The organism is Rugamonas rubra, from assembly GCF_900114705.1.
In the GTDB taxonomy this organism is placed as follows: domain Bacteria; phylum Pseudomonadota; class Gammaproteobacteria; order Burkholderiales; family Burkholderiaceae_D; genus Rugamonas; species Rugamonas rubra.
Genome location: NZ_FOTW01000020.1, coordinates 14,159 through 33,922, shown reverse-complemented (window position 1 = coordinate 33,922; position 19,764 = coordinate 14,159). Strand labels below are relative to the sequence as shown.

Sequence of the window (19,764 nt, the reverse complement as noted above, 5' to 3'; positions counted from 1 at the left end):
GATGAAATTACCGAAATGGAATATTTATTACTACGTAGAAACTTTTGCCACAGTTGCCGACCCAGCACCCGTCACCGCAAGACACACCCGGCCAGCAATATGCTTCCCGAGGTTGTCGACACAGTCGCCCCCCCTCCCCGAGCCAATTGACGGCTTGCCACGCCCAGCGGCCGCGGAATTTTACGAATTGCATATACAAATCGCAGCAAGATTGACAAAAAATTTACGAGTGATTCTCTATCCTAATGCATTCATACAGCAACCGCTGTACGGATGAATGGAGAGATTTATGTTCGAACTTAACAAAGACTACAGCCGTGAAAACATTCATCAGACTGTAGGCGGTAACAAGGACTCGTTCTTGCCTGCCAGCAATGGAAAAATCGTCGCAGCCTGCCTGCGCCTCGAATTGAATCCACGGGCGCCAGAGTACATCGTCTGCAATAGTGGCGCGTCCGCGCGAGCTGCCGGCCTTACGCTGTCGCGCCAAGCCGAACCGGTGCCTGTTTTCATTCGCCAGGACTCGGATCGATACCGCTTCGTCGGCCATTTCGCGGCGCAGGAAACCTATACGACGCAGGTCGAATGCACTCCCTTCACGCAGGGCGCCGGACTCACCCCCAGCCAAGTTTCTCGCGTGATCAAGATGCGGCCCCACAAATAGGCCGGCGGCGGAGAAAACAACACGGCCCTGCGGTCACTCGCGGGGCCGCGTCATGCCCAGCCAGTCCGGACTGGAGCCGTTGGCGGTGGCGGCCGAGCAGGAACGCATCCATGCCAGGCGCAAAAAACAAAAAAGGCCGCATCTTTCGATGCGGCCTTTTAAATTCTGGCTCCCCGACCTGGACTCGAACCAGGGACCTGCGGATTAACAGTCCGTCGCTCTACCAACTGAGCTATCAGGGATTAGAGGCAACATTTTATACTGTTTCTTTCACGCCATCAAGGTTCTGATGAAGCAATCTGATTCGTATTCCGTGCTGCCTTCCGGATCAATCTTTCGATCAACCCGAAGAAGCAAGATCTTAAAGGACTTTGGCGATGGCGTCAATGACGATGTCAATGTTGCGCGAATTCAATGCCGCCACGCAGATGCGGCCGGTGTCCACGGCGTAGATCGACTGGGCGCGCAACTGCTCCACCTGGGCCTTGCTCAGGCCCGAATAGGAGAACATGCCGACCTGGTCGCGCACGAAGGCGAAGTCGTGCTCCGGCGCTTTTTCCTTCAGCTTCTTGACGAAGGCGTCGCGCATTTCCTTGATGCGCACGCGCATGCCGGCCAGCTCCTCTTCCCACAGCTGGCGCAGTTCCGGCGTGGTCAGCACGGTGGCGACGACCTTGCCGCCGTGCACGGGCGGGTTCGAGTAGTTGGTGCGCACCACGCGCTTCAGCTGCGACAGCAGGCGGCCGGCCTCCTCCGCGCTGGCGGCCACCACGCTCAAGGCACCGACGCGCTCGCCGTACAGCGAGAACGACTTCGAGAACGAGTTGGAGATCAGCAGCGGACCGCCGGCGGCGGCGAAGCGGCGCACCACCGCGCCGTCCTCGGCGATGCCGGCGCCAAAGCCCTGGTAGGCCATGTCGAGGAAGGGCACCAGGCCGCCGGCGCTGACGGCGGCGATCACCTCGTCCCACTGGGCGCTGCTCAGGTCGGCGCCGGTCGGGTTGTGGCAGCAGGCGTGCAGCAGCACGACGGAGCCGCGCGGCATCGCCTTCAGGTCGGCCAGCATGCCGGCGAAGTTGACGCCGTGCGTGGCGGCGTCGTAGTAGGCGTAGTTGTTGACGACGAAACCGGCGCTCTCGAACAGGGCGCGGTGGTTTTCCCAGCTCGGGTCGCTGATGTAGACCTGGGCGCCCGGCGCGAAGCGCTGCAGGAAGTCGGCGCCGATCTTCAGCGCGCCGGTGCCGCCGATGGCCTGCACCGTGATGGCGCGGCGCTCTTGAATGACGGCGCTGTCGGCGCCAAACACCAGCTCCTGCACCGCCTTGTCGTAGGCCGCCAGGCCTTCGATCGGCAGATAGGTGCGCGGCGCGGCCTGTTCGATCAGAATCGCTTCCGCCTTTTGCACGCACGCCAGCAGCGGCACTTTGCCGTTGTCGTCATAATAGACGCCGACGCCAAGATTGATCTTGGCCGGATTGGTATCCGCATTGAAGGCTTCGGTGATGCCCAGGATAGGGTCGCGGGGGGCCATCTCGATGGCGCTGAACAGGCTGGCTGAAACGGAAGGGTTCGTCATGATAAGATTCGATTCGATTGGAGGCGGTTCGCGGCGGGTTGTCTGCAGTAGCCCTGAGTTACCGCACCAGGGCCGTTGGCAGGCCAATATTTTAACAAAGGTCTGAGGATATGGCAGAGAACATGGCAGAATTACCATTAGTAGACAACTGCGCGCCCAACGTGGTTACATTCGAGAATTCCCCGTTCAAGCTGCACCAGCCCTTCCCACCCGCCGGCGACCAGCCGACCGCGATCGCCCAGTTGTGCGAGGGCATCAGCGACGGCCTGTCCTACCAGACCCTGCTCGGCGTGACCGGCTCCGGCAAGACCTACACCATGGCCAACGTGATCGCCCGCATGGGCCGGCCGGCCATCGTCTTCGCGCCGAACAAGACCTTGGCGGCCCAGCTCTACAGCGAATTCCGCGAGTTCTTCCCGGAGAACGCGGTCGAATACTTCGTCAGCTACTACGACTACTACCAGCCCGAGGCCTACGTGCCGCAGCGCGACCTGTTCATCGAGAAGGACTCGTCGATCAACGAGCACATCGAGCAGATGCGCCTGTCCTGCACCAAGTCGCTGATGGAGCGGCGCGACGTCATCATCGTCGCCACCGTGTCGGCCATCTACGGTATCGGCAATCCGAAAGAGTACCACCAGATGATCCTGACCTTGCGCGCCAAGGACCGCGTTGCCCAGCGCGACATCATCGCCCGCCTGATCCAGATGCAATACACCCGCAACGAGGTCGACTTCGGCCGCGGCACCTTCCGCGTGCGCGGCGACACCATCGACATCTTCCCGGCCGAGCACGCCGAGCTGGCGGTGCGCCTGGAGATGTTCGACGACGAGCTCGAATCGATCCAGCTGTTCGACCCGCTCACCGGCCGCGTCAAGCAGAAGATCGCCCGCTTCACCGTCTACCCCGGCTCGCACTACGTCACGCCGCGCTCGACGGTGCTGCGCGCCATCGAAACCATCAAGGACGAGCTGCGCGAGCGACTCGAGTTCTTCCGCCGCGAAACCAAGCTGATCGAAGAGCAGCGCATCGAGCAGCGCACCCGCTTCGACCTGGAGATGATGGCCGAGATCGGCTTCACCAAGGGCATCGAGAACTACTCGCGCCACCTGTCCGGCGCGCTGCCGGGCGAGCCGCCGCCGACCCTGATCGACTACCTGCCGGCCGACGCGCTGATGTTCCTCGACGAGTCGCACGTGCTGATCGGCCAGCTCAGCGCGATGTACAACGGCGACCGCTCGCGCAAGACCAACCTGGTCGACTACGGCTTCCGCCTGCCGTCGGCGCTGGACAACCGGCCGCTCAAGTTCGAGGAGTTCCAGGCCAAGATGCGCCAGACCGTGTTCGTCTCGGCCACCCCGGCCGACTACGAAAACACCCACGCCGACCAGGTGGTCGAGCAGGTGGTGCGGCCGACCGGCCTGGTCGACCCGATGATCATCGTGCGCCCGGCCAGCAGCCAGGTCGACGACCTGATGTCGGAGATCCAGGACCGCATCGCCAAGAACGAGAGGGTGCTGGTGACCACGCTGACCAAGCGCATGAGCGAACAGCTCACCGAGTATCTGGGCGACCACGGCATCAAAGTGCGCTACCTGCACAGCGACATCGAGACGGTGGAGCGGGTCGAGATCCTGCGCGACCTGCGCATCGGCACCTTCGACGTGCTGGTCGGCATCAACCTGCTGCGCGAGGGCCTCGACCTGCCCGAGGTGTCGCTGGTGGCCATCCTCGACGCCGACAAGGAGGGCTTCCTGCGCTCCGAGCGCTCGCTGATCCAAACCATCGGCCGCGCCGCGCGCAACCTGAACGGCGTCGCCATCCTGTACGGCGACCGCATCACCGACTCGATGCGCCGCGCCATCGACGAGACCGAACGGCGGCGCAACAAGCAGATCGCCTTCAACGCCGCCAACGGCATCGTGCCGCGCGGCGTCACCAAGGTGATCCGCGACCTGATCGATGGCGTCTACAGCCCGCAGGACGCGCGCGAGGAACGCGAGGTGGCGCAGGAGGCCGCCAAGTACGAGGCGATGAGCGAGAAGCAGATCAGCAAGGAGATCAAGCGGCTGGAGAAGGCCATGCTCGACCACGCCAAGAACCTGGAGTTCGAGAAGGCCGCGCAGGTGCGCGACCAGTTGCACGTGCTCAAGCAGCAGCTGTTCGGCGCGCCCGGCGCCGACAACCTGGCCGCCATCGCCGCGCCGTAGGGCCGTGCCGGGCGGGCGGCCCGGTGCGCGTTACAGGGATTTGACGAACTCGCGGATGCCGCCCAGCAGCATCTCGACCGACATCGCCGTCAGTATCAAACCCATCAGCCGCTCGAAGGCCGTCATCACCTGCGGGCCGAGCACCTTCTGCAGCCGCTCGGCACCGAGGAACACGGCCAGCCACACCGCCAGCACGGCGGTCAGCGCGGCGACATGGACCAGGATCTCGCCGGTGCTCTCGCGCGAGAACAGCAGCACCGTAGCCAGCGCCGACGGCCCGGCCAAGGCCGGAATCGCCAGCGGCACGATGAAGGGTTCGCCGCCCTCGGTCTTGCCGAGCACGCCGTCCGGATGCGGGAAGATCATGCGTATCGCGATCAGCAACAGGATCACCGCGCCGCCGATGCGCAGCGACACCTCGGACAGTTGCAAGGCGGTGAGGAAGTGGCGGCCGAAAAACATAAACACCAGCAACAGCACGAAGGCGATCATACACTCGCGGATGACGATGCGCGGCCGGCGCGCCAGCGGCACCGGGTTGAGCGCGCTGGCGAACAGCGGCACATTGCCGAAGGGATCGGTCACCAGCAGCAACAGGATGAAGGTCTGGAAAAAATTCTGGGTCATTGAGGGCTTTGTCTGAAACGGTGGATAGCGGCTATGACGCCCCTTCCACAATGTTACTACAAAGCAGCCTATTCACTCAAAAATCCAGCCTCCACTGCTCTCCGCGCAGGCGCCGCCGCTGCGCCGGGAAGCCCTCGGGCACCTCTTCCTCGGCCACATTTTCGAGGCTTTCCTCTATGGACAAAGAAGCGGCCCCATCCTATGCTGCGAATTATAAAATTCACAACTAGAGACGAGCCACATGACGAAATCAGCACAACTCCTGACCGCCCTCGCCTTCGCCGGTCTCAGCGCCTGCGGCGGCGGCTACGACGCCGGCCCGGCCGCCGGCCTGCCCCTGCCGACCATATCCGGCAAGCCGGCGGTGCTGGCGGCGGGCAAGAGCGTCATTCTCAACGCCGGCCAGAGCGTCATGGTGCCGGCAGGCACCGTGGTGCGCGGCACCAACAACACCGTCATCACCATCAAAGGCAACCTGAACACGGTGCACACCACGCCAGGCGCCACCGTGTCGGTACCGGCCGATGCCAGCGGCCCCGCCGACAACACCATCATCGCCGGCTGAACAAGCGGCAAGACGGCCGCGCACGGCGCGGCGGGCGAAAAAAAAAGCGACCTCGCGGTCGCTTTTTTTTGTTGCTCGAGGCTGCTTACGCGGCGCTCTCGCCCTTCTTGATCCAGGCCGCCAACTGGTGCGGACGCAGGCCGTCGTAGTCTTCGAACGGCTGGTGGATCCACGGGTTGTGCGGCAGTTCTTCCATCTGGTAGTCCGGCTTGAACACCGAGCTGCCCTTGGTCCAGATCACCGCCGAACGCACCTCGGTGACGCCTTCGAAGTTGTCGGTCAAATGCTTCATCACCTTGACCAGGGTCACGCCCGAGTCGGCCAGGTCGTCGACCAGCAGGATCTTGCCTTGCAGCGGGCCCTTGGTCATCGTCATGTATTTGGCGATGTCGAGGTCGCCGCGCACGGTGCCGGCTTCTTCGCGGTAGGAGCTGGTCGACAGGATCGCCAGCGGCACGTCGAAGATGCGCGAGAACACGTCGCCCGGACGCACGCCGCCGCGCGCCAGGCACAACACCTGGTCGAATTTCCAACCCGATTCATGCACCTTCAGCGCCAGGCGCTCGATCAGGCGGTGGTACTCGTCCCAAGACACCCAGAGATGCTTGTCGTTGGTTTGTGGGTTCGTCATGCAGATGTTTCCTTTATTGCTGAATTACTCGAACGGGTGGCGCAGGACGATCGTTTCCTCGCGATCTGGACCGGTCGATACCATGTCGACCGGCACGCCGACCAACTCTTCGATACGTTTGATGTAGGCGCGGGCGGCGGCGGGCAGCGCGGCGAGCGATTTCGCGCCGACGGTGCTGTCGGTCCAACCCGGCATTTCCTCGTAGATCGGCACGCAGCGCGCCGCTTCCTCGGCGCCGGCCGGGAAGATGTCGACATGCTTGCCGTCGACCGTGTAGCCGGTGCACAGCTTGAGCGTTTCCAGGCCGTCGAGCACGTCGAGCTTGGTCAGGCACATGCCGGTGACGCCGTTGATCTGCACCGAGCGGCGCAGCAGGGCGGCGTCGAACCAGCCGCAGCGGCGGGCGCGGCCCGTCACGGTGCCGAACTCGTGGCCGACCTGGGCCAGGTGGTGGCCGACGCCGGCGTCGGTCGGCAGTTCCGACGGGAACGGGCCGGAGCCGACGCGGGTGGTGTAGGCCTTGGTGATGCCCAGGATGTAGTGCAGCATGTTCGGGCCGACGCCGGAACCGGCGGCGGCGTTGCCGGCCACGCAGTTCGACGAGGTGACGAACGGGTAGGTGCCGTGGTCGACGTCGAGCAGCGAGCCCTGGGCGCCTTCGAACAGCAGGTTGGCGCCGGCCTTGTGGGCGGCGTACAGCGCGCTCGACACGTCGGTGACCATCGGGCGCAGGCGCGGCACGTAGGCCAGCGCGTCGTCCAGGGTCTTCTGGTAGTCGACCTTCGGTGCCTTCAGGTAGTTTTCCAGCACGAAGTTGTGGTAGTCGAGGTTCTCGGCCAGTTTTTCGGCGAAGCGCTTCTCGTTGAGCAGGTCGGCGATGCGGATCGCGCGGCGCGCCACTTTGTCCTCGTAGGCCGGGCCGATGCCCTTGCCGGTGGTGCCGATCTTGGCGGCGCCACGGGCCGCTTCACGGGCCGCGTCGAGCGCGCTGTGGTAAGGCAGGATGACCGGCGAGGCTTCCGACACCTTCAGGCGCGAGGCGACTTCGACGCCGACCGCTTCCAGCTTGTCGATCTCGCGCAGCACGTCCGGCACCGAGACCACCACACCGTTGCCGATGTAGCAGGCCACGCCTGGACGCATGATGCCCGACGGGATCAGTTGCAGCGCGGTCTTGACGCCGCCAATGACCAGCGTGTGGCCGGCATTGTGGCCGCCCTGGAAGCGCACCACACCCTGTGCATGATCGGTCAACCAATCGACGATCTTGCCCTTACCTTCATCGCCCCACTGGGTACCGATGACGACGACGTTCTTAGCCATATTTTTCTTTGACATCACACTAACCTAAGTTTTTAAGAATCCAGTTATTACCATTGTCGGCGAGCACCAGCGCGCGGTCGCACTCGAACTCATCCTGCTCGTTGCTGTGACCCGGCAGAGACTGGATCACCACTTCGCCGGACTTGCGCAGCTCGGCGATTTTTTCCTTCAATTCGGGCGCGTTGCCCCACGGTGCGCGGATCGAGTGCTTGCGCTCGGCGGTCGGCAGCAGGCGCGCCAGTTCGCGCAGGTCGAGCGAGAAGCCGGTGGCGGGACGGGCCCGGCCGAAGGCTTCGCCGACGTGGTCGTAGCGGCCGCCGCGCGCCACCGCGTTGGGCAGGCCGGGCACGTACAGCGCGAACATCGCGCCGCTCTCGTATTGGTAGCCGCGCAGGTCGGCCAGGTCGATCGCCACCTCGGCGCGGCCGATGGCCGACGCCGCCAGCGCGGCCAGCTCGGCCAGCGCCTTGGCGATGCCGGGCAGGTCGGGCAGCTCGGCGCGGGCACGGGCCAGCACCTCGACGTCGCCGTACAGGTTGGGCAGGGCCAACAGCGCGGCGCGCACCGGCGCGGCGTAGTGCGCGGTCAGCTGGTCGAGGCCGGGCACATCCTTGGCGCGCAGCAGCAGGTACAGCGCCGCCTCGTCCTTGGCGGCGGCCGGGTCGGCGCCGATGATGGCGCGCAGCACGCCGACGTGCGACAGGTCGAGGCGCACCTCGGCGAAGCCGGCCAGGGCCAACGAGGCCAGGGCCAACTCCTGGATCTCGGCGTCGGCCTCGAGGCCGGCGTGGCCGTAGATCTCGGCGCCGATCTGCAGCGGCTCGCGGGTGGCGTGCAGGCCCGACGGACGGGTGTGCAGCACGCTGCCGGCGTAGCACAGGCGGGTGACGGAGTCGCGGTTGAGCAGGTGGGCGTCGATGCGCGCCACCTGGGTGGTCATGTCGGCGCGCAGGCCGAGCATGCGACCGGAAATCTGGTCGACCAGTTTAAAGGTGCGCAGATCGGTGTCCTGGCCGGCGCCGGTCAACAGCGACTCCAGGTATTCGAGCAGCGGCGGCATCACTAGTTCATATCCGTATAGACGGAAATTATCCAGCATCAGGCGACGCAGTTCTTCGATCTTGCGTGCTTCCGACGGCAAAACGTCGGCGATATTCTCGGGCAGAAGCCAATTCGGCATGGGGAAACTGGATACGGAAAAGGATTAAAAAATGAACCGTGAGGCGCGTGGCCGCGACCGTCAAGCGGAAGGCCGAACCTGATATTTTACGCGAAATCGGAAGGCGAATGGATAAATTCGCGCGGGGAGCCGGCAAAAAGCCGGTGGCCGGGGGCGGCGGCGGCGGTTTTCTGGTGGAAAACCGCGCTGGCCGCCCCCGGCCTCCAGGGGCTTACTTCTTGGCCGCGGCGGCGCCGCCGGCGGCGCCAGAACCTTTGAAGTACTTGAAGAAGTCCGAGCTCGAGTCCATCACCATCACGTCGCCATGGTTCTTGAACGTCGCGCGGTAGGCTTCCAGACTACGGTAGAACTTGTAGAACTCGGGGTTCTTGCCGAACGCCTCGGCGTAGGTCTGCGAGGCCTTGGCGTCGCCCTCGCCGCGGATGTTCTCGGCGTCGCGGTAGGCCTCGGCCAGGATCACGGTGCGCTGCTTGTCGGCGTCGGCGCGGATCTTCTCCGAGTCGGCCGAACCGGTCGAGCGCAGCTCGTTGGCCACGCGCACGCGCTCGGCCTTCATCCGGTCGTACACCGAGGCGTTGATCTGCTCGACGTAGTCGACCCGCTTGAGGCGCACGTCGATGATCTCGACGCCGATCTGCTTGGACTCCAGCACGACCTTGGTGCGGATCGCCTCCATCACCTTGCCGCGTTGGCCGGAGATCACTTCGCGCACGGTGCGCTTGGTGATCTCGTCGTTCAGCGCCGCCTTGACGATCTGCGACATGCGGTCGCGCGCCCGGCTCTCGTCGCCGCCGAAGCTGACGAAGTACAGCTTGGGCTCGACGATATGCCACTTGACGAAGGCGTCGACCAGGATGTTCATCTTCTCGGCGGTGATGAAGCGGTCCGCCTCGGGCGACTCGATGGTCATGATGCGCTTGTCGAGATACAGCACGTTTTGGAACGGCGGCGGCAGCTTGAAGTGCAGGCCCGGCTGGCTGATCACCTCTTTGACCTCGCCCAGGGCGAAGACGATGGCGTAGCGCCGCTGGTCGACCACGAACACGGTCGAGGACAGCAACATCAGGGCGATGAAGCCGGCGATCAGGGTGGTAACTATACGATTCATTAACGGCTCTCCCGATCACGTGAGGATTCGCGCGCCCGACCGTCGCGCGGGCGCGACATCTCGACCGTCGGCATCAGGTCGGCCGGCAGCACGCTGGTCGACGACGGCACGGCGGCCTTGGCGGCGTCGCTGGCGGCGGCCTGGGCGATCAGTTTGTCCAGCGGCAGGTACAGCAGGTTGCTGCCCGACTTGGCGTCGACCATCACCTTGCTGGCGCTGGAGAAGATCTGCTGCATCGTCTCCAGGTACATGCGGTCGCGCGTCACGGCCGGCGCCTTCTGGTACTCGGCCAGCACCTGCTTGAAGCGGTTGGCGTTGCCGACGGCGTTCTCGGTGACCATGGAACGGTAGGCTTCGGCCTCCTGCACCAGGCGGAAGGCGGCGCCGCGCGCTTTTGGAATCACGTCGTTGGCGTAGGCTTGGCCTTCGTTCTTCTGGCGCTCGCGGTCCTGGCCGGCCTTGACGGCGTCGTCGAAGGCGGTCTGCACCTGCTCGGGCGGTTGCACGCCCTGCATGGTGACGTTGGTGATCTGCGCGCCGGAGGCGTAGCGGTCGAGGATCTGCTGCATCAGCTGCTGCGTCTCGAAGGCGACCTTTTCGCGGCCCTCGTAGAGCACGAAGTCCATCTTGCTCTTGCCGACGATCTCGCGGATCGAGGTCTCGGCGACCTGGCGCACGGTTTCCTCGGCGTCGCGGTTGTTGATCAGCCAAGACACCGGGTCCTTCAGCTTGAACTGGACGGCGAACTGGATGTCGATGATGTTCTCGTCGTCGGTCAGCATCAGCGATTCGCGCGCCTGCTTGTTCTTGATGTTCGAGCGATAGCCGACCTCGACCGTGCGCACCTGCGAGACGTTGACCGTCTCGTCGTGCTGGAAGGGATACGGCCAGCGCCAGTTGAAGCCGGCCGGCGTGGTGTGGCTGACCTTGCCGAAGGTGAACACCACCCCGGTCTGGCCTTCCTGCACGATGAACGAGCCGCTGGCCAGCCAGATCAGCGCGGCCACCGCGCCGACGGCGCCGGCGGTGATGCCGGCGCCCTTCATGTCGGGACGGCCGCCGCCACCGCCGCCGGGGGTGTCCGGACGGTTCTTCTGGCCGAACAGGCCGTTCAGGCGTTGGTTGAAATCGCGCCACAGCTGATCCAGGTCGGGAGGTCCCTCGCCTGGCTTTTTGCCTTCTTGGGCTTGCTTGTTGCCGTCTTTGTTACCTGAACCCCAGCGCGGGTCGTTCAGCGACAGCTTCAAGCCGATTCTTTTCATGAGAGAGGAGACAAGCATGCTAATGTGATCCGACATGAGTGATGGTTGGAATACTATCCGGCCCGCCAGCTTCGTCAGCCTGGTCCGGGTCGCGCTCGTCCGTCAAATCCTGGTCCTGCAAATCCTGCTGTTCCTGGTCTTGCTGGCTCTGCCAGTCCTGCCACTCGCGCTGCAGGTCGGCGCCGCCGCCCTCGGTGTACAAGTGCTGGGCGCCGGGCGCCTTCTTGGCCGACTCGACGATGGCGTCGCGCAGCAGGTCCAGGCCGGCGCCGGTGTGGGCGCTGATGAAGACGCGCGACAGGCCGCCCTCCTCGTTGCGTTCGACCAGCGGCTCGAGGCCGGCGGCGTCGATCTTGTTCCACACGAGAATCTGCGGAATGTGGTCGGCGCCGATCTCCTTGAGCACCAGGTTGACCTGTTCGATCTGCTCCATGCGCGAGGGCGACGAAGCGTCGACCACGTGCAGCAGCAGGTCGGCGTGGATGGTCTCCTCCAGCGTGGCGCGGAAGGCCGCCACCAGCTGGTGCGGCAGTTCGCGCACGAAGCCGACCGTGTCCGAGATCACCACGTTGCCGACGTCCTGGCCCATGTAGACCCGGCGCGAGGTCGTGTCGAGCGTGGCGAACAACTGGTCGGCGACGTACACGCCGGCCTTGGTCACCGCGTTGAACAGGGTCGACTTGCCGGCGTTGGTGTAGCCGACCAGCGAGACCGAGAAGGTCTGGCTGCGGCCACGGGCGCGGCGCTGCGTCTCGTGCTGCTTGCGCAGCTTGTCGAGACGGGCGCGCAGCGCCTTGACGCGCTCGCCGATCAGCCGGCGGTCGGTCTCGAGCTGGGTCTCGCCGGGACCGCGCAGACCGATACCGCCCTTTTGCCGTTCCAAGTGGGTCCAGCCGCGAATCAGCCGGGTGGCCAAGTGTTGCAGCTGGGCCAGCTCGACCTGCAGCTTGCCCTCGTGGCTCTTGGCGCGTTGCGCGAAGATGTCGAGGATCAGGCTGGTGCGGTCGAGCACGCGGATGTTCAGGCGCTTTTCCAGATTGCGCTGCTGGGCCGGCGACAGGGCGTGGTTGAAAATGACGATCTCGACGCCGTGGTCGAGCACGGACAGGCCGATCTCGTCGGCCTTGCCGCTGCCGACGAAATAGGCCGCGTCGGGACTGGAGCGCTTGGCCGTGATGGTCGTGACCGGATCGGCCCCGGCCGATCGGGCCAGCAACTGCAGTTCCTCGACACTGGCGGCGAAGTCGCCTTGGCCGAAGTCGACGCCGACTAAAGCTGCGCGCATGGGGCGTTCAGACGGGAGGCTGGGAGGCGGTGGTGCGGATGGCGCAATCGCTTATTCCGCTTCGGATTCGATGTTGAGGTTGACGGCGCGGGCCGGCACCACGGTCGAAATGGCGTGCTTGTAGACCATCTGGGTGACGGTGTTGCGCAGCAAAACGACGTATTGGTCGAAGGATTCAATATGGCCCTGCAGCTTGATGCCGTTGACCAGGTAGATCGAGACAGGAACATGCTCTTTGCGCAAGGCATTGAGGAATGGGTCTTGTAACAGTTGCCCTTTGTTGCTCATAACAGCTCCGTTTTATGTTGTTGTGTAGGAATTGGAGGCGATTCGCTCGATTTCAAGTGCTTCCTAGTGCAGAAACACCACTCTCCCACCGGGAGAGTGATGCTTTGAGGCTACTGTAACCTGTTTTCGCCTTCTTTGCAGGGCGCACCTGCATAAATCATACTATTTCTGCGTTTTGTTGAATGGATTCTTACCGGTGCGCAATTCGATGCGCAGCGGCGTGCCGACCAGGGCGAAGGTGTCGCGGAAGTGCTTCTCCAGGTAGCGCTTGTAGGGCTCGCCGACGGCGTCCAGGGCGTTGCCGTGGATGACGATGACGGGCGGGTTCATGCCGCCCTGGTGGGCGTAGCGCAGCTTGGGTCGGATCGAACCCTTGCGGCGCGGCTCCTGCTTCTCCACCGCCTCGATCAGGGCGCGCGTCAGCTTCGGCGTCGACAGGTCGGCCATGGCCGCCGCGTAGGCGGCGTCGAGCGACTTCATCAGCGGACCGATGCCCTGCGACTTCAGCGCCGAGATGAAGTGCGTCTTGGCGAAGGAGAGGAAATCGAGCTTGCGGTCGATGTCGATCTTGATCTCGTCGCGCTCGTCCGAGCGCAGGCCGTCCCACTTGTTGACGGCCACCACCAGCGCGCGGCCGGTCTCGAGCACGAAGCCGGCGATGTGGGCGTCCTGCTCGGAGATGTCCTGTTGCGCGTCGAGCAGCAGCACGACCACGTTGGCCTCGGAGATCGATTGCAGCGTCTTGACCACCGAGAACTTCTCGATCGCCTCGAACACCTTGCCGCGGCGGCGGATACCGGCCGTGTCGATCAGCGTGTACTGCTTGCCCTCGCGCTCGAAGGGGATCTCGATCGAGTCGCGGGTGGTGCCCGGCATGTCGAAGGCGATCACGCGCTCCTCGCCGAGCAGGGTGTTGATCAGGGTCGACTTGCCGACGTTGGGCCGGCCGACCAGGGCGATCTTGATGCCGCGGTCGACCTTCTCCAACTCCTCCGGCTCGTCCGGACGCTGGGCGAAGGCCAGGTTGAGCGCCTCGTCGACCAGGTCGACGACGCCGTCGCCGTGCGCCGACGAGATGGCGTAGGGGTCGCCCAGGCCGAGCTCGTAGAACTCGGACACCACGGCGGTGTAGCGCATGCCCTCCGACTTGTTGACCACCAACAGCACCGGACGACCGCTCTTGCGCAGGAAGTCGGTGATGGTCTTGTCGTGCGGCGTCAGGCCTTGGCGGCCGTCGACCAGGAAGATGACGACGTCGGCTTCGGCGACGGCCTGCTTGGTCTGCAGCGCCATCTGGAACATGATGCCTTCCTTGGCGACCGGCTCGAAGCCGCCCGTGTCGATGACGAGGAAGGGACGTTCGCCGACACGGCCCTCGCCATAGTGACGATCACGCGTCAACCCAGGCAAGTCCGCCACCAGCGCGTCGCGCGAGCGGGTCAGACGATTGAATAAGGTCGATTTCCCAACATTGGGTCGACCCACTAGTGCGATTACCGGCTTCATTTAGTATTACTCGACCGCGAGAGCGGTCACTGTCCCTGATTGGGTTTGAAAAATCAAATTCGTGCCGGCGATGACGGGTACCGATTGAATCGGGCTGCCGTCGGTGCTGACGCGACCTATTAAAGCTCCATCTTCCCGTGACAGGAAGTGGATGTAACCCTGGTAGTCGCCGAGCGCGACTGCGCGACCGTACGACAGCGGGGTAGACAAGCGGCGCAGGGCCAGCTTGTCGTTTTTCCATGCGCTCTGTCCGCCTTCGCGGCTGTAGGCGGAGACGGCGCCCTTGTCGTCGGCGACGAAGACAAAGCGCTGGTCGACGGCCACGCCGGTGTCGGACGAGGTGTCCTTGGTCCAGCGCGCCACCCCGGTGGTGGAGTCGAAGCAACCGACCCGGCCCTGGTAGGAGACCACGCAGACGTCTTTTTCAAACACCACCGGCATGCCGGCGATGTCGGTGACGCGTTCCAGTTCGGTGGCGCCGCGCGGCTCGCCGACCACGACTTCAAAGCGCGGCACGCCGGCCGCCAGGGTCAGCGCCAGCAGCTTGCCGCCCGGCTGGGCGACGTAGACGTTGGCGCCGTCGACCACCATGCCCGGCGCGTTGCGCAGGGTCAGGGCCGGCGTGGTGCGCTGCACCGTCCAGCGCCGCGCGCCGGTCTTGGCTTCGAACGCGGTGATGCGGTTGTCGACGCTGCGCACGACCACCACGCCGCCGCCCACCACCGGCGCCGACAGCACCTCGCTCGAGGCCTGCGCCTTCCACAAGGGTTTGCCGCTGCCGTCGAAGGCCAGGATGGCGCCCTTGGTGCCGCCCACGGCGACCACGTTGCCGTCGCTGCCGACACCGGCGGTCAGGTCGGAACCGGCCTTGACGCGCCATTGTTCCTTGCCGCTGGCCGCGTCGAGGCGGGCGATGGCGCCGTCGGCGCTGGCGACGAACAGGCTGTCGCCGGCCAGCGCCGGCGAGAACACCGCCACGCCGGCCTTGCCGACCGAGTATTTCCACGCCGTGCGCACGGCGATGCTGGATTTGAGCTCGACCAGCGGCGCCGGTTGGGTCTTCGGATCCTTGGTGGCGAACGGATTGAGCGAACTGCAACCGGCCGTCAACGCCAGCAGGCCTGCACCAACAACTATTCCGGTAATACGCATAAGTTTAACCTTGTTCTGGACTTCGATTACGCGGCGGCCTGGTCGGCCGGCACGGTGCCGCCGATGGCTTCGAACTTCAACTCGATCAGGCGGCGGCCCGGGTTCTTCTTGTCGATCGCCGCCAGCGCGGCCTGGTAGGCGGCGCGCGCCTCGACCAGCTTGTTCTGCGCCACCAGGATGTCGCCCTTGCGGTCGGCCACGGCGCCGGCGAACTGCGCCGTCGTGTCGCCGGCCAGCACCTTGAGCGCCTCGTCGTAGGCCTTCTCGTCGAGCAGCACGCCGGCCAGGCGCAGCTTGGCGAGCGCCTTGATCTCTTCCTCGCCGTGCTCGGCGGCCCATTGCAGCTGGGCCTTGGCGGCCTTCATGTCGCCCGCCTCGAAGGCGCTCTTGGCGGCCGTCAGCGCGCTCATCGGCGCGTAGGCGGTGCCGGCGAAGCGGCTCTGCATGTCGCCGGCGGCGCGCTGCACCTTGGCGTTGTCCTTGCCCTGCATGGCGTGCTGCACCTCGTCGTACAGCGCCGAGGCCTGGGCCGCCTGCTTGCCCTGGTAGTAGTTCCAGCCGGTCCAGCCCGAGTAGGCGGCCATGCCCGCGATCAGCACCCAGGAAGTCAGGTTGCCATACTGGTTCCACCACGCTTTAAGGGTCGCCAGTTGTTCTTGTTCTTCGAGATCGTATGCCATGAGTATTGGTCAGGTAAAGGTTAGTGGATCGTGCTTGCTAATGGACTGCTGGACTGCTGGTCTGCCTAGTGCTTGCAGTTCTCGTCGTGCACATGGTAGTGGTGGTTGTCGCCGCCGGTGATCTGGTCGACCAGGAAGTCGACCACGTCGTCGAAGGGAACGGTCGATTGCTGCTGCTCGCCCTCCTCCGCCCGCATCGCCTTGACGCTGGCCGAATGGTTGGCCACCTCGTCCTCGCCGAGGATGACGGCGAAGGCGGCGCCGCTGCCGTCGGCCTTCTTCATCTGCGTCTTGAAGCTGCCGGGACCGTTGGCGGTCGAGGCGTGCATGACCACGTCGAGGCCGGCGTCGCGGATGCGCTCGCCCAGCACGAAGGCTTGCAGCTGGGCTTGCTCGCCCTGGTGCACCAGGTAGACGTCGCACTGGTTCGGCTGGTCCGGCTCGCCGGCCGCCTTCATCAACTCGATCAGGCGTTCGATGCCCATGGCGAAGCCGACGGCGGGCGTCGGCTTGCCGCCGAACATTTGGATCAGCGGATCGTAGCGGCCGCCGGCGCACACGGTGCCCTGGGCGCCCAGCTCGTCGGTGACCCACTCGAACACGGTGCGGTTGTAGTAGTCGATGCCGCGCACCAGGCGCGGGTTGATCACGTAGGGGATGTTGTTGTGGTCGAGAATCTTGCGCACGCCGTTGAAGTGGGCCAGCGACTCCTCGCCCAGGTAGTCGAGCAGCTTGGGCGCGCCGTTGACCATCTCCTGCATGGTCGGGTTCTTGGTGTCGAGGATGCGCAGCGGATTGGTGTGCAGGCGGCGCTTGGCCTCGGCGTCGAGCAGGGTCTCGTGCGACTCCAGGTAGGCGATCAGGTCGACGCGGTGGCGCGCGCGCTCCTCGGCGTCGCCGATCGAGTTCAGCTCGAGGCGGATGTTTTCCAGGCCCAGGTCGTCCCACAGGCGGCGGCACAGCATGATCATTTCGGCGTCGATGTCCGGGCCGTTGAAGCCGACGGCCTCGCAGCCGAACTGGAAGAACTGGCGGTAGCGGCCGCGCTGCGGCTTCTCGTGGCGGAACATCGGGCCGGTGTACCACAGGCGCTTGGGGCCCTCGTAGACCAGGTTGTGCTCGAGCACGGCGCGCACCACGCCGGCGGTGCCCTCGGGGCGCAGGGTCAGCTGGTCGCCGTTCATCGAGTCGGTGAAGGAGTACATTTCCTTCTCGACGATGTCGGTGACGGCGCCGATGGCGCGGGCGAACAGCGCGGTGTTCTCGACGATGGGCGTGCGGATCTGCTGGAAGCCGTAGCTCTGCACCACCGACTGGGCGGTGTTCTGGAACAGTTCCCACAGGTGGGCGTCGCCCGGCAGGACGTCGTTCATGCCTTTGACGGCGACAATCTTCTCGGCTTTTTCTTTTTTAATTTCGGACATGGTCTTCTCTTCTATTCTTTTTATGCGGTGACGGTCTTGCCGTAGTTGCTTTGCACGTAGTCCAGCACGATGGCCTGGAACTCCTCGACGATGCGCTCGCCGCGCAGGGTGGCGAACTTCTGGCCGTCGACGAACACCGGCGCGGCCGGCGACTCGCCGGTGCCGGGCAGGCTGATGCCGATGTTGGCGTGCTTCGATTCGCCGGGGCCGTTGACGATGCAGCCCATCACGGCCACGTTCATCGCCTCGACGCCCGGATAGCTCTTCTTCCATTCCGGCATCTGCTCGCGCAGATAGGTCTGGATGTTGTCGGCCAGCTCCTGGAAGGTGGTCGAGGTGGTGCGGCCGCAACCCGGGCAGGCGATCACCATCGGGGTGAACTTGCGCAGGCCCATGGTTTGCAGGATCTCCTGGCCGACCACCACCTCCTTGCAGCGGTCGCCGCCCGGCTCGGGCGTGAGCGAGATGCGGATGGTGTCGCCGATGCCCTCTTGCAGCAGCACCGACAGCGCCGCCGTCGAGGCGACGATGCCCTTGCTGCCCATGCCGGCCTCGGTCAGGCCCAGGTGCAGCGGGTAGTCGCAGCGGCGCGCCAGCTCGCGGTAGACGGCGATCAGGTCTTGTACGCCGGAAACCTTGCACGACAGGATGATCTTGTCGCGGCCCAGGCCCAGCTCCTCGGCGCGCACGGCGTTCTCGATGGCCGAGGTGATCAGCGCCTCGTACATGACGGCCTGGGCGCTCCACGGCTCGGCGCGACCGGCGTTCTCGTCCATGATGCGGGCCAGCAGCGCCTGGTCCAGGCTGCCCCAGTTGACGCCGATGCGCACCGGCTTGTCGTAGCGCGCGGCCACTTCGATCATTTGGGCGAACTGGCTGTCGCGTTTGGCGCCCTTGCCGACGTTGCCCGGGTTGATGCGGTACTTCGACAGCGCGCGGGCGCAGTCGGGATAGTCGTTGAGCAGCGTGTGGCCGTTGTAGTGGAAGTCGCCGACCAGGGGCACGTCGACGCCCATCTTGTCGAGCTGTTCGCGGATGTAGGGCACGGCGGCGGCCGCCTCGGGCCGGTCCACCGTCAGGCGCACCAGCTCGGAGCCGGCGCGCGCCAGCTCCTTGATCTGGATCGCCGTGCCGACGGCGTCGGCGGTGTCGGTGTTGGTCATCGACTGCACCACCACGGGCGCGTCGCCGCCCACCCAGATCTGGCGGCTGCCGTGCGCCACCAGCACGCGGCGGCGGGCGCCGCGCGGGGACGGTCCGGAGGGGATGGCTGTTTGCGTAGAAGACATAATCTTGGCTGTTTGGCTAACGGTTGCTTACTTGATGTTGACGCGCGAGATGGTGCCGCCGGCCACCGGCGGCAGCGCCAGCGGCGTGCCGCCCAGCGTCGCCTCGACGCCGGTCGGTTTGCCGACGATCAGCAACGCCGGGTCCTTGATCTCGAAGGTTTCGGTGTTGCCGGCCTTGACCAGGCGCGAAATCAGCGCGGCGGCGCCGGGACGGCGGATCTCGATCCACGAGTCCTGGTTGACCTTCAGCACCAGCGTGCTGCCGGCGGCGGCGGCCGGCGCCGGGGTGGCGGCGGCCGGCGCCGGGGTGGCGGCGGCCGGCGCGGCGGCCGGCGCCGGCGCCGATGCCGGCGTGGCGGCGGTGCCGCCCGGCGGCGCGACGGAAATCAAGGGCACGGAGATCGACTGCATGGGCGCGGTCTCCTGGCCCGGCTTGACCAGCGTGGTCTCGAGCGGGGCAATTTCGGCCGGCTTGTCGGCCGGCTTCTCGGCCTGCGCCGAGGCGCTGGCGTCCTTGTCGGCGCGGCTGAACATGGCCGGCGAAACCAGCCCGGCGTGGTAGGCGTAGGCGCCGGCGGCGGCCACCACGGCCACGGCGACGGCGCCGACCAGCCAGCCGGCCGGCTTGCTGGAGCGCTCGGTCAGCGAGGGGAAGCGCGACTCGGTGAAGGTGGCGGCGATCTCGCGGCGGACCGGGGCGGCCTCGGCGCTGGGCGGCGTGCCGACCTCGATCATCGCCACCAGCGGCGTGGCGTCCAGCTTGACCACCTTGGCGTAGGCGCGCACGAAACCGCGCACCACCGCCATGTTGGGCAGCGCGGCGAAGTCGCCCGCTTCAAGGGCGACCACCTGGCGCGGCGCCAGTTTCAATTGGTCGGCGATCTGCTCGACCGACCAGCCCATCGCTTCGCGCTGGGCCGCCAGTTGTGCTCCGGGCGTGGCCAGGCTGCTGCCCTGGTCCTTTGGCTGTTCTGCCCACTCTGAATTCATTGGT

Annotated in this window: 18 protein-coding genes and 1 tRNA gene; 3 read left to right on the top strand and 16 right to left on the bottom strand. The window is 65.3% G+C overall.

Annotated elements, in window-relative coordinates; genetic code table 11:
- Window positions 1-289: 289 nt before the first annotated feature.
- Entirely contained in the window at window positions 290-664 is a 375-nt protein-coding gene (locus tag BM252_RS20205; RefSeq protein ID WP_093389483.1) for a hypothetical protein, read from the top strand.
- Window positions 665-830: 166 nt separating this feature from the next.
- On the opposite strand, the gene BM252_RS20200 is transcribed toward BM252_RS20205, so the two are convergent.
- Together BM252_RS20200 and BM252_RS20195 are read right to left on the bottom strand one after the other, a co-directional pair.
- Window positions 831-906 (bottom strand) — tRNA-Asn (locus tag BM252_RS20200).
- 119 nt (window positions 907-1,025) lie between these two features.
- Window positions 1,026-2,240 (bottom strand): amino acid aminotransferase, encoded by a 1,215-nt coding sequence (locus BM252_RS20195; protein ID WP_174900600.1) that lies wholly within the window; start codon window positions 2,238-2,240, stop codon window positions 1,026-1,028.
- 122 nt (window positions 2,241-2,362) lie between these two features.
- Here BM252_RS20195 and uvrB point away from each other — a divergent pair, with 122 nt between their 5' ends.
- The gene (gene uvrB, locus BM252_RS20190) at window positions 2,363-4,450 is read left to right on the top strand and encodes an excinuclease ABC subunit UvrB (protein WP_093389482.1); all 2,088 of its coding nucleotides are present in this window, start codon (window positions 2,363-2,365) and stop codon (window positions 4,448-4,450) included.
- 30 nt (window positions 4,451-4,480) lie between these two features.
- Here the strand turns inward: uvrB and BM252_RS20185 are convergent, their stop codons facing one another.
- On the bottom strand, window positions 4,481-5,077 hold the full coding sequence (locus BM252_RS20185) for a MarC family protein (RefSeq protein WP_093389481.1): 597 nt from the start codon (window positions 5,075-5,077) through the stop codon (window positions 4,481-4,483).
- A gap of 241 nt (window positions 5,078-5,318) precedes the next feature.
- Here BM252_RS20185 and BM252_RS20180 point away from each other — a divergent pair, with 241 nt between their 5' ends.
- On the top strand, window positions 5,319-5,642 hold the full coding sequence (locus BM252_RS20180) for a hypothetical protein (protein ID WP_093389480.1): 324 nt from the start codon (window positions 5,319-5,321) through the stop codon (window positions 5,640-5,642).
- Between the two features lie 85 nt (window positions 5,643-5,727).
- Here the strand turns inward: BM252_RS20180 and BM252_RS20175 are convergent, their stop codons facing one another.
- The 13 genes from BM252_RS20175 to BM252_RS20115 all read right to left on the bottom strand — a co-directional run bounded on the left by BM252_RS20175 (window position 5,728) and on the right by BM252_RS20115 (window position 19,760).
- Entirely contained in the window at window positions 5,728-6,273 is a 546-nt protein-coding gene (locus tag BM252_RS20175; RefSeq protein WP_093389479.1) for a phosphoribosyltransferase, read from the bottom strand.
- Between the two features lie 24 nt (window positions 6,274-6,297).
- Window positions 6,298-7,611, bottom strand: a complete 1,314-nt coding sequence (locus BM252_RS20170) for an adenylosuccinate synthase (RefSeq protein ID WP_093389478.1) — start codon at window positions 7,609-7,611, stop codon at window positions 6,298-6,300.
- Between the two features lie 4 nt (window positions 7,612-7,615).
- Complete coding sequence (locus tag BM252_RS20165) at window positions 7,616-8,776, bottom strand: ATP phosphoribosyltransferase regulatory subunit (protein WP_093389477.1); 1,161 nt, start codon at window positions 8,774-8,776, stop codon at window positions 7,616-7,618.
- 211 nt (window positions 8,777-8,987) lie between these two features.
- Window positions 8,988-9,884 carry a protease modulator HflC gene (hflC, locus tag BM252_RS20160; RefSeq protein WP_093389476.1) on the bottom strand — a complete coding sequence of 299 codons (897 nt, stop codon included), beginning with the start codon at window positions 9,882-9,884 and terminating at the stop codon, window positions 8,988-8,990.
- Window positions 9,884-11,164 carry an FtsH protease activity modulator HflK gene (hflK, locus tag BM252_RS20155; protein ID WP_093389475.1) on the bottom strand — a complete coding sequence of 427 codons (1,281 nt, stop codon included), beginning with the start codon at window positions 11,162-11,164 and terminating at the stop codon, window positions 9,884-9,886. Before hflK ends, hflC begins: the two co-directional genes overlap by 1 nt.
- A gap of 1 nt (window position 11,165) precedes the next feature.
- Complete coding sequence (hflX, locus tag BM252_RS20150) at window positions 11,166-12,431, bottom strand: GTPase HflX (protein WP_093389474.1); 1,266 nt, start codon at window positions 12,429-12,431, stop codon at window positions 11,166-11,168.
- A gap of 51 nt (window positions 12,432-12,482) precedes the next feature.
- The gene (gene hfq / locus BM252_RS20145) at window positions 12,483-12,719 is read right to left on the bottom strand and encodes an RNA chaperone Hfq (protein ID WP_008450615.1); all 237 of its coding nucleotides are present in this window, start codon (window positions 12,717-12,719) and stop codon (window positions 12,483-12,485) included.
- A gap of 162 nt (window positions 12,720-12,881) precedes the next feature.
- Window positions 12,882-14,225, bottom strand: a complete 1,344-nt coding sequence (gene der, locus BM252_RS20140; protein WP_093389473.1) for a ribosome biogenesis GTPase Der — start codon at window positions 14,223-14,225, stop codon at window positions 12,882-12,884.
- Window positions 14,226-14,231: 6 nt separating this feature from the next.
- Window positions 14,232-15,377 carry an outer membrane protein assembly factor BamB gene (gene bamB, locus BM252_RS20135; RefSeq protein WP_093389472.1) on the bottom strand — a complete coding sequence of 382 codons (1,146 nt, stop codon included), beginning with the start codon at window positions 15,375-15,377 and terminating at the stop codon, window positions 14,232-14,234.
- A gap of 26 nt (window positions 15,378-15,403) precedes the next feature.
- Window positions 15,404-16,057 carry a YfgM family protein gene (locus tag BM252_RS20130; RefSeq protein WP_093389471.1) on the bottom strand — a complete coding sequence of 218 codons (654 nt, stop codon included), beginning with the start codon at window positions 16,055-16,057 and terminating at the stop codon, window positions 15,404-15,406.
- A gap of 65 nt (window positions 16,058-16,122) precedes the next feature.
- Window positions 16,123-17,481: a histidine--tRNA ligase gene (gene hisS / locus BM252_RS20125; RefSeq protein WP_093389470.1), complete on the bottom strand. Its 1,359-nt coding sequence runs from the start codon at window positions 17,479-17,481 to the stop codon at window positions 16,123-16,125.
- Between the two features lie 20 nt (window positions 17,482-17,501).
- Complete coding sequence (gene ispG, locus BM252_RS20120) at window positions 17,502-18,770, bottom strand: flavodoxin-dependent (E)-4-hydroxy-3-methylbut-2-enyl-diphosphate synthase (RefSeq protein WP_093389469.1); 1,269 nt, start codon at window positions 18,768-18,770, stop codon at window positions 17,502-17,504.
- A gap of 27 nt (window positions 18,771-18,797) precedes the next feature.
- On the bottom strand, window positions 18,798-19,760 hold the full coding sequence (locus BM252_RS20115; protein WP_093389468.1) for a RodZ domain-containing protein: 963 nt from the start codon (window positions 19,758-19,760) through the stop codon (window positions 18,798-18,800).
- Between the last annotated feature and the right edge of the window lie 4 nt (window positions 19,761-19,764).

Bases quoted from the DNA above. Each gene is read 5' to 3' on its own strand.
- bamB (WP_093389472.1), bottom strand. From the start codon at position 15,377: ATGCGTATTACCGGAATAGTTGTTGGTGCAGGCCTGCTGGCGTTGACG.
- BM252_RS20185 (WP_093389481.1), bottom strand. From the start codon at position 5,077: ATGACCCAGAATTTTTTCCAGACCTTCATCCTGTTGCTGCTGGTGACC.
- hisS (WP_093389470.1), bottom strand. From the start codon at position 17,481: ATGTCCGAAATTAAAAAAGAAAAAGCCGAGAAGATTGTCGCCGTCAAA.
- BM252_RS20115 (WP_093389468.1), bottom strand. From the start codon at position 19,760: ATGAATTCAGAGTGGGCAGAACAGCCAAAGGACCAGGGCAGCAGCCTG.
- der (WP_093389473.1), bottom strand. From the start codon at position 14,225: ATGAAGCCGGTAATCGCACTAGTGGGTCGACCCAATGTTGGGAAATCG.
- hflX (WP_093389474.1), bottom strand. From the start codon at position 12,431: ATGCGCGCAGCTTTAGTCGGCGTCGACTTCGGCCAAGGCGACTTCGCC.
- BM252_RS20180 (WP_093389480.1), top strand. From the start codon at position 5,319: ATGACGAAATCAGCACAACTCCTGACCGCCCTCGCCTTCGCCGGTCTC.
- BM252_RS20170 (WP_093389478.1), bottom strand. From the start codon at position 7,611: ATGTCAAAGAAAAATATGGCTAAGAACGTCGTCGTCATCGGTACCCAG.
- BM252_RS20130 (WP_093389471.1), bottom strand. From the start codon at position 16,057: ATGGCATACGATCTCGAAGAACAAGAACAACTGGCGACCCTTAAAGCG.
- hfq (WP_008450615.1), bottom strand. From the start codon at position 12,719: ATGAGCAACAAAGGGCAACTGTTACAAGACCCATTCCTCAATGCCTTG.
- BM252_RS20165 (WP_093389477.1), bottom strand. From the start codon at position 8,776: ATGCCGAATTGGCTTCTGCCCGAGAATATCGCCGACGTTTTGCCGTCG.
- hflC (WP_093389476.1), bottom strand. From the start codon at position 9,884: ATGAATCGTATAGTTACCACCCTGATCGCCGGCTTCATCGCCCTGATG.
- ispG (WP_093389469.1), bottom strand. From the start codon at position 18,770: ATGTCTTCTACGCAAACAGCCATCCCCTCCGGACCGTCCCCGCGCGGC.
- BM252_RS20175 (WP_093389479.1), bottom strand. From the start codon at position 6,273: ATGACGAACCCACAAACCAACGACAAGCATCTCTGGGTGTCTTGGGAC.
- uvrB (WP_093389482.1), top strand. From the start codon at position 2,363: ATGGCAGAATTACCATTAGTAGACAACTGCGCGCCCAACGTGGTTACA.
- BM252_RS20195 (WP_174900600.1), bottom strand. From the start codon at position 2,240: ATGACGAACCCTTCCGTTTCAGCCAGCCTGTTCAGCGCCATCGAGATG.
- hflK (WP_093389475.1), bottom strand. From the start codon at position 11,164: ATGCTTGTCTCCTCTCTCATGAAAAGAATCGGCTTGAAGCTGTCGCTG.
- BM252_RS20205 (WP_093389483.1), top strand. From the start codon at position 290: ATGTTCGAACTTAACAAAGACTACAGCCGTGAAAACATTCATCAGACT.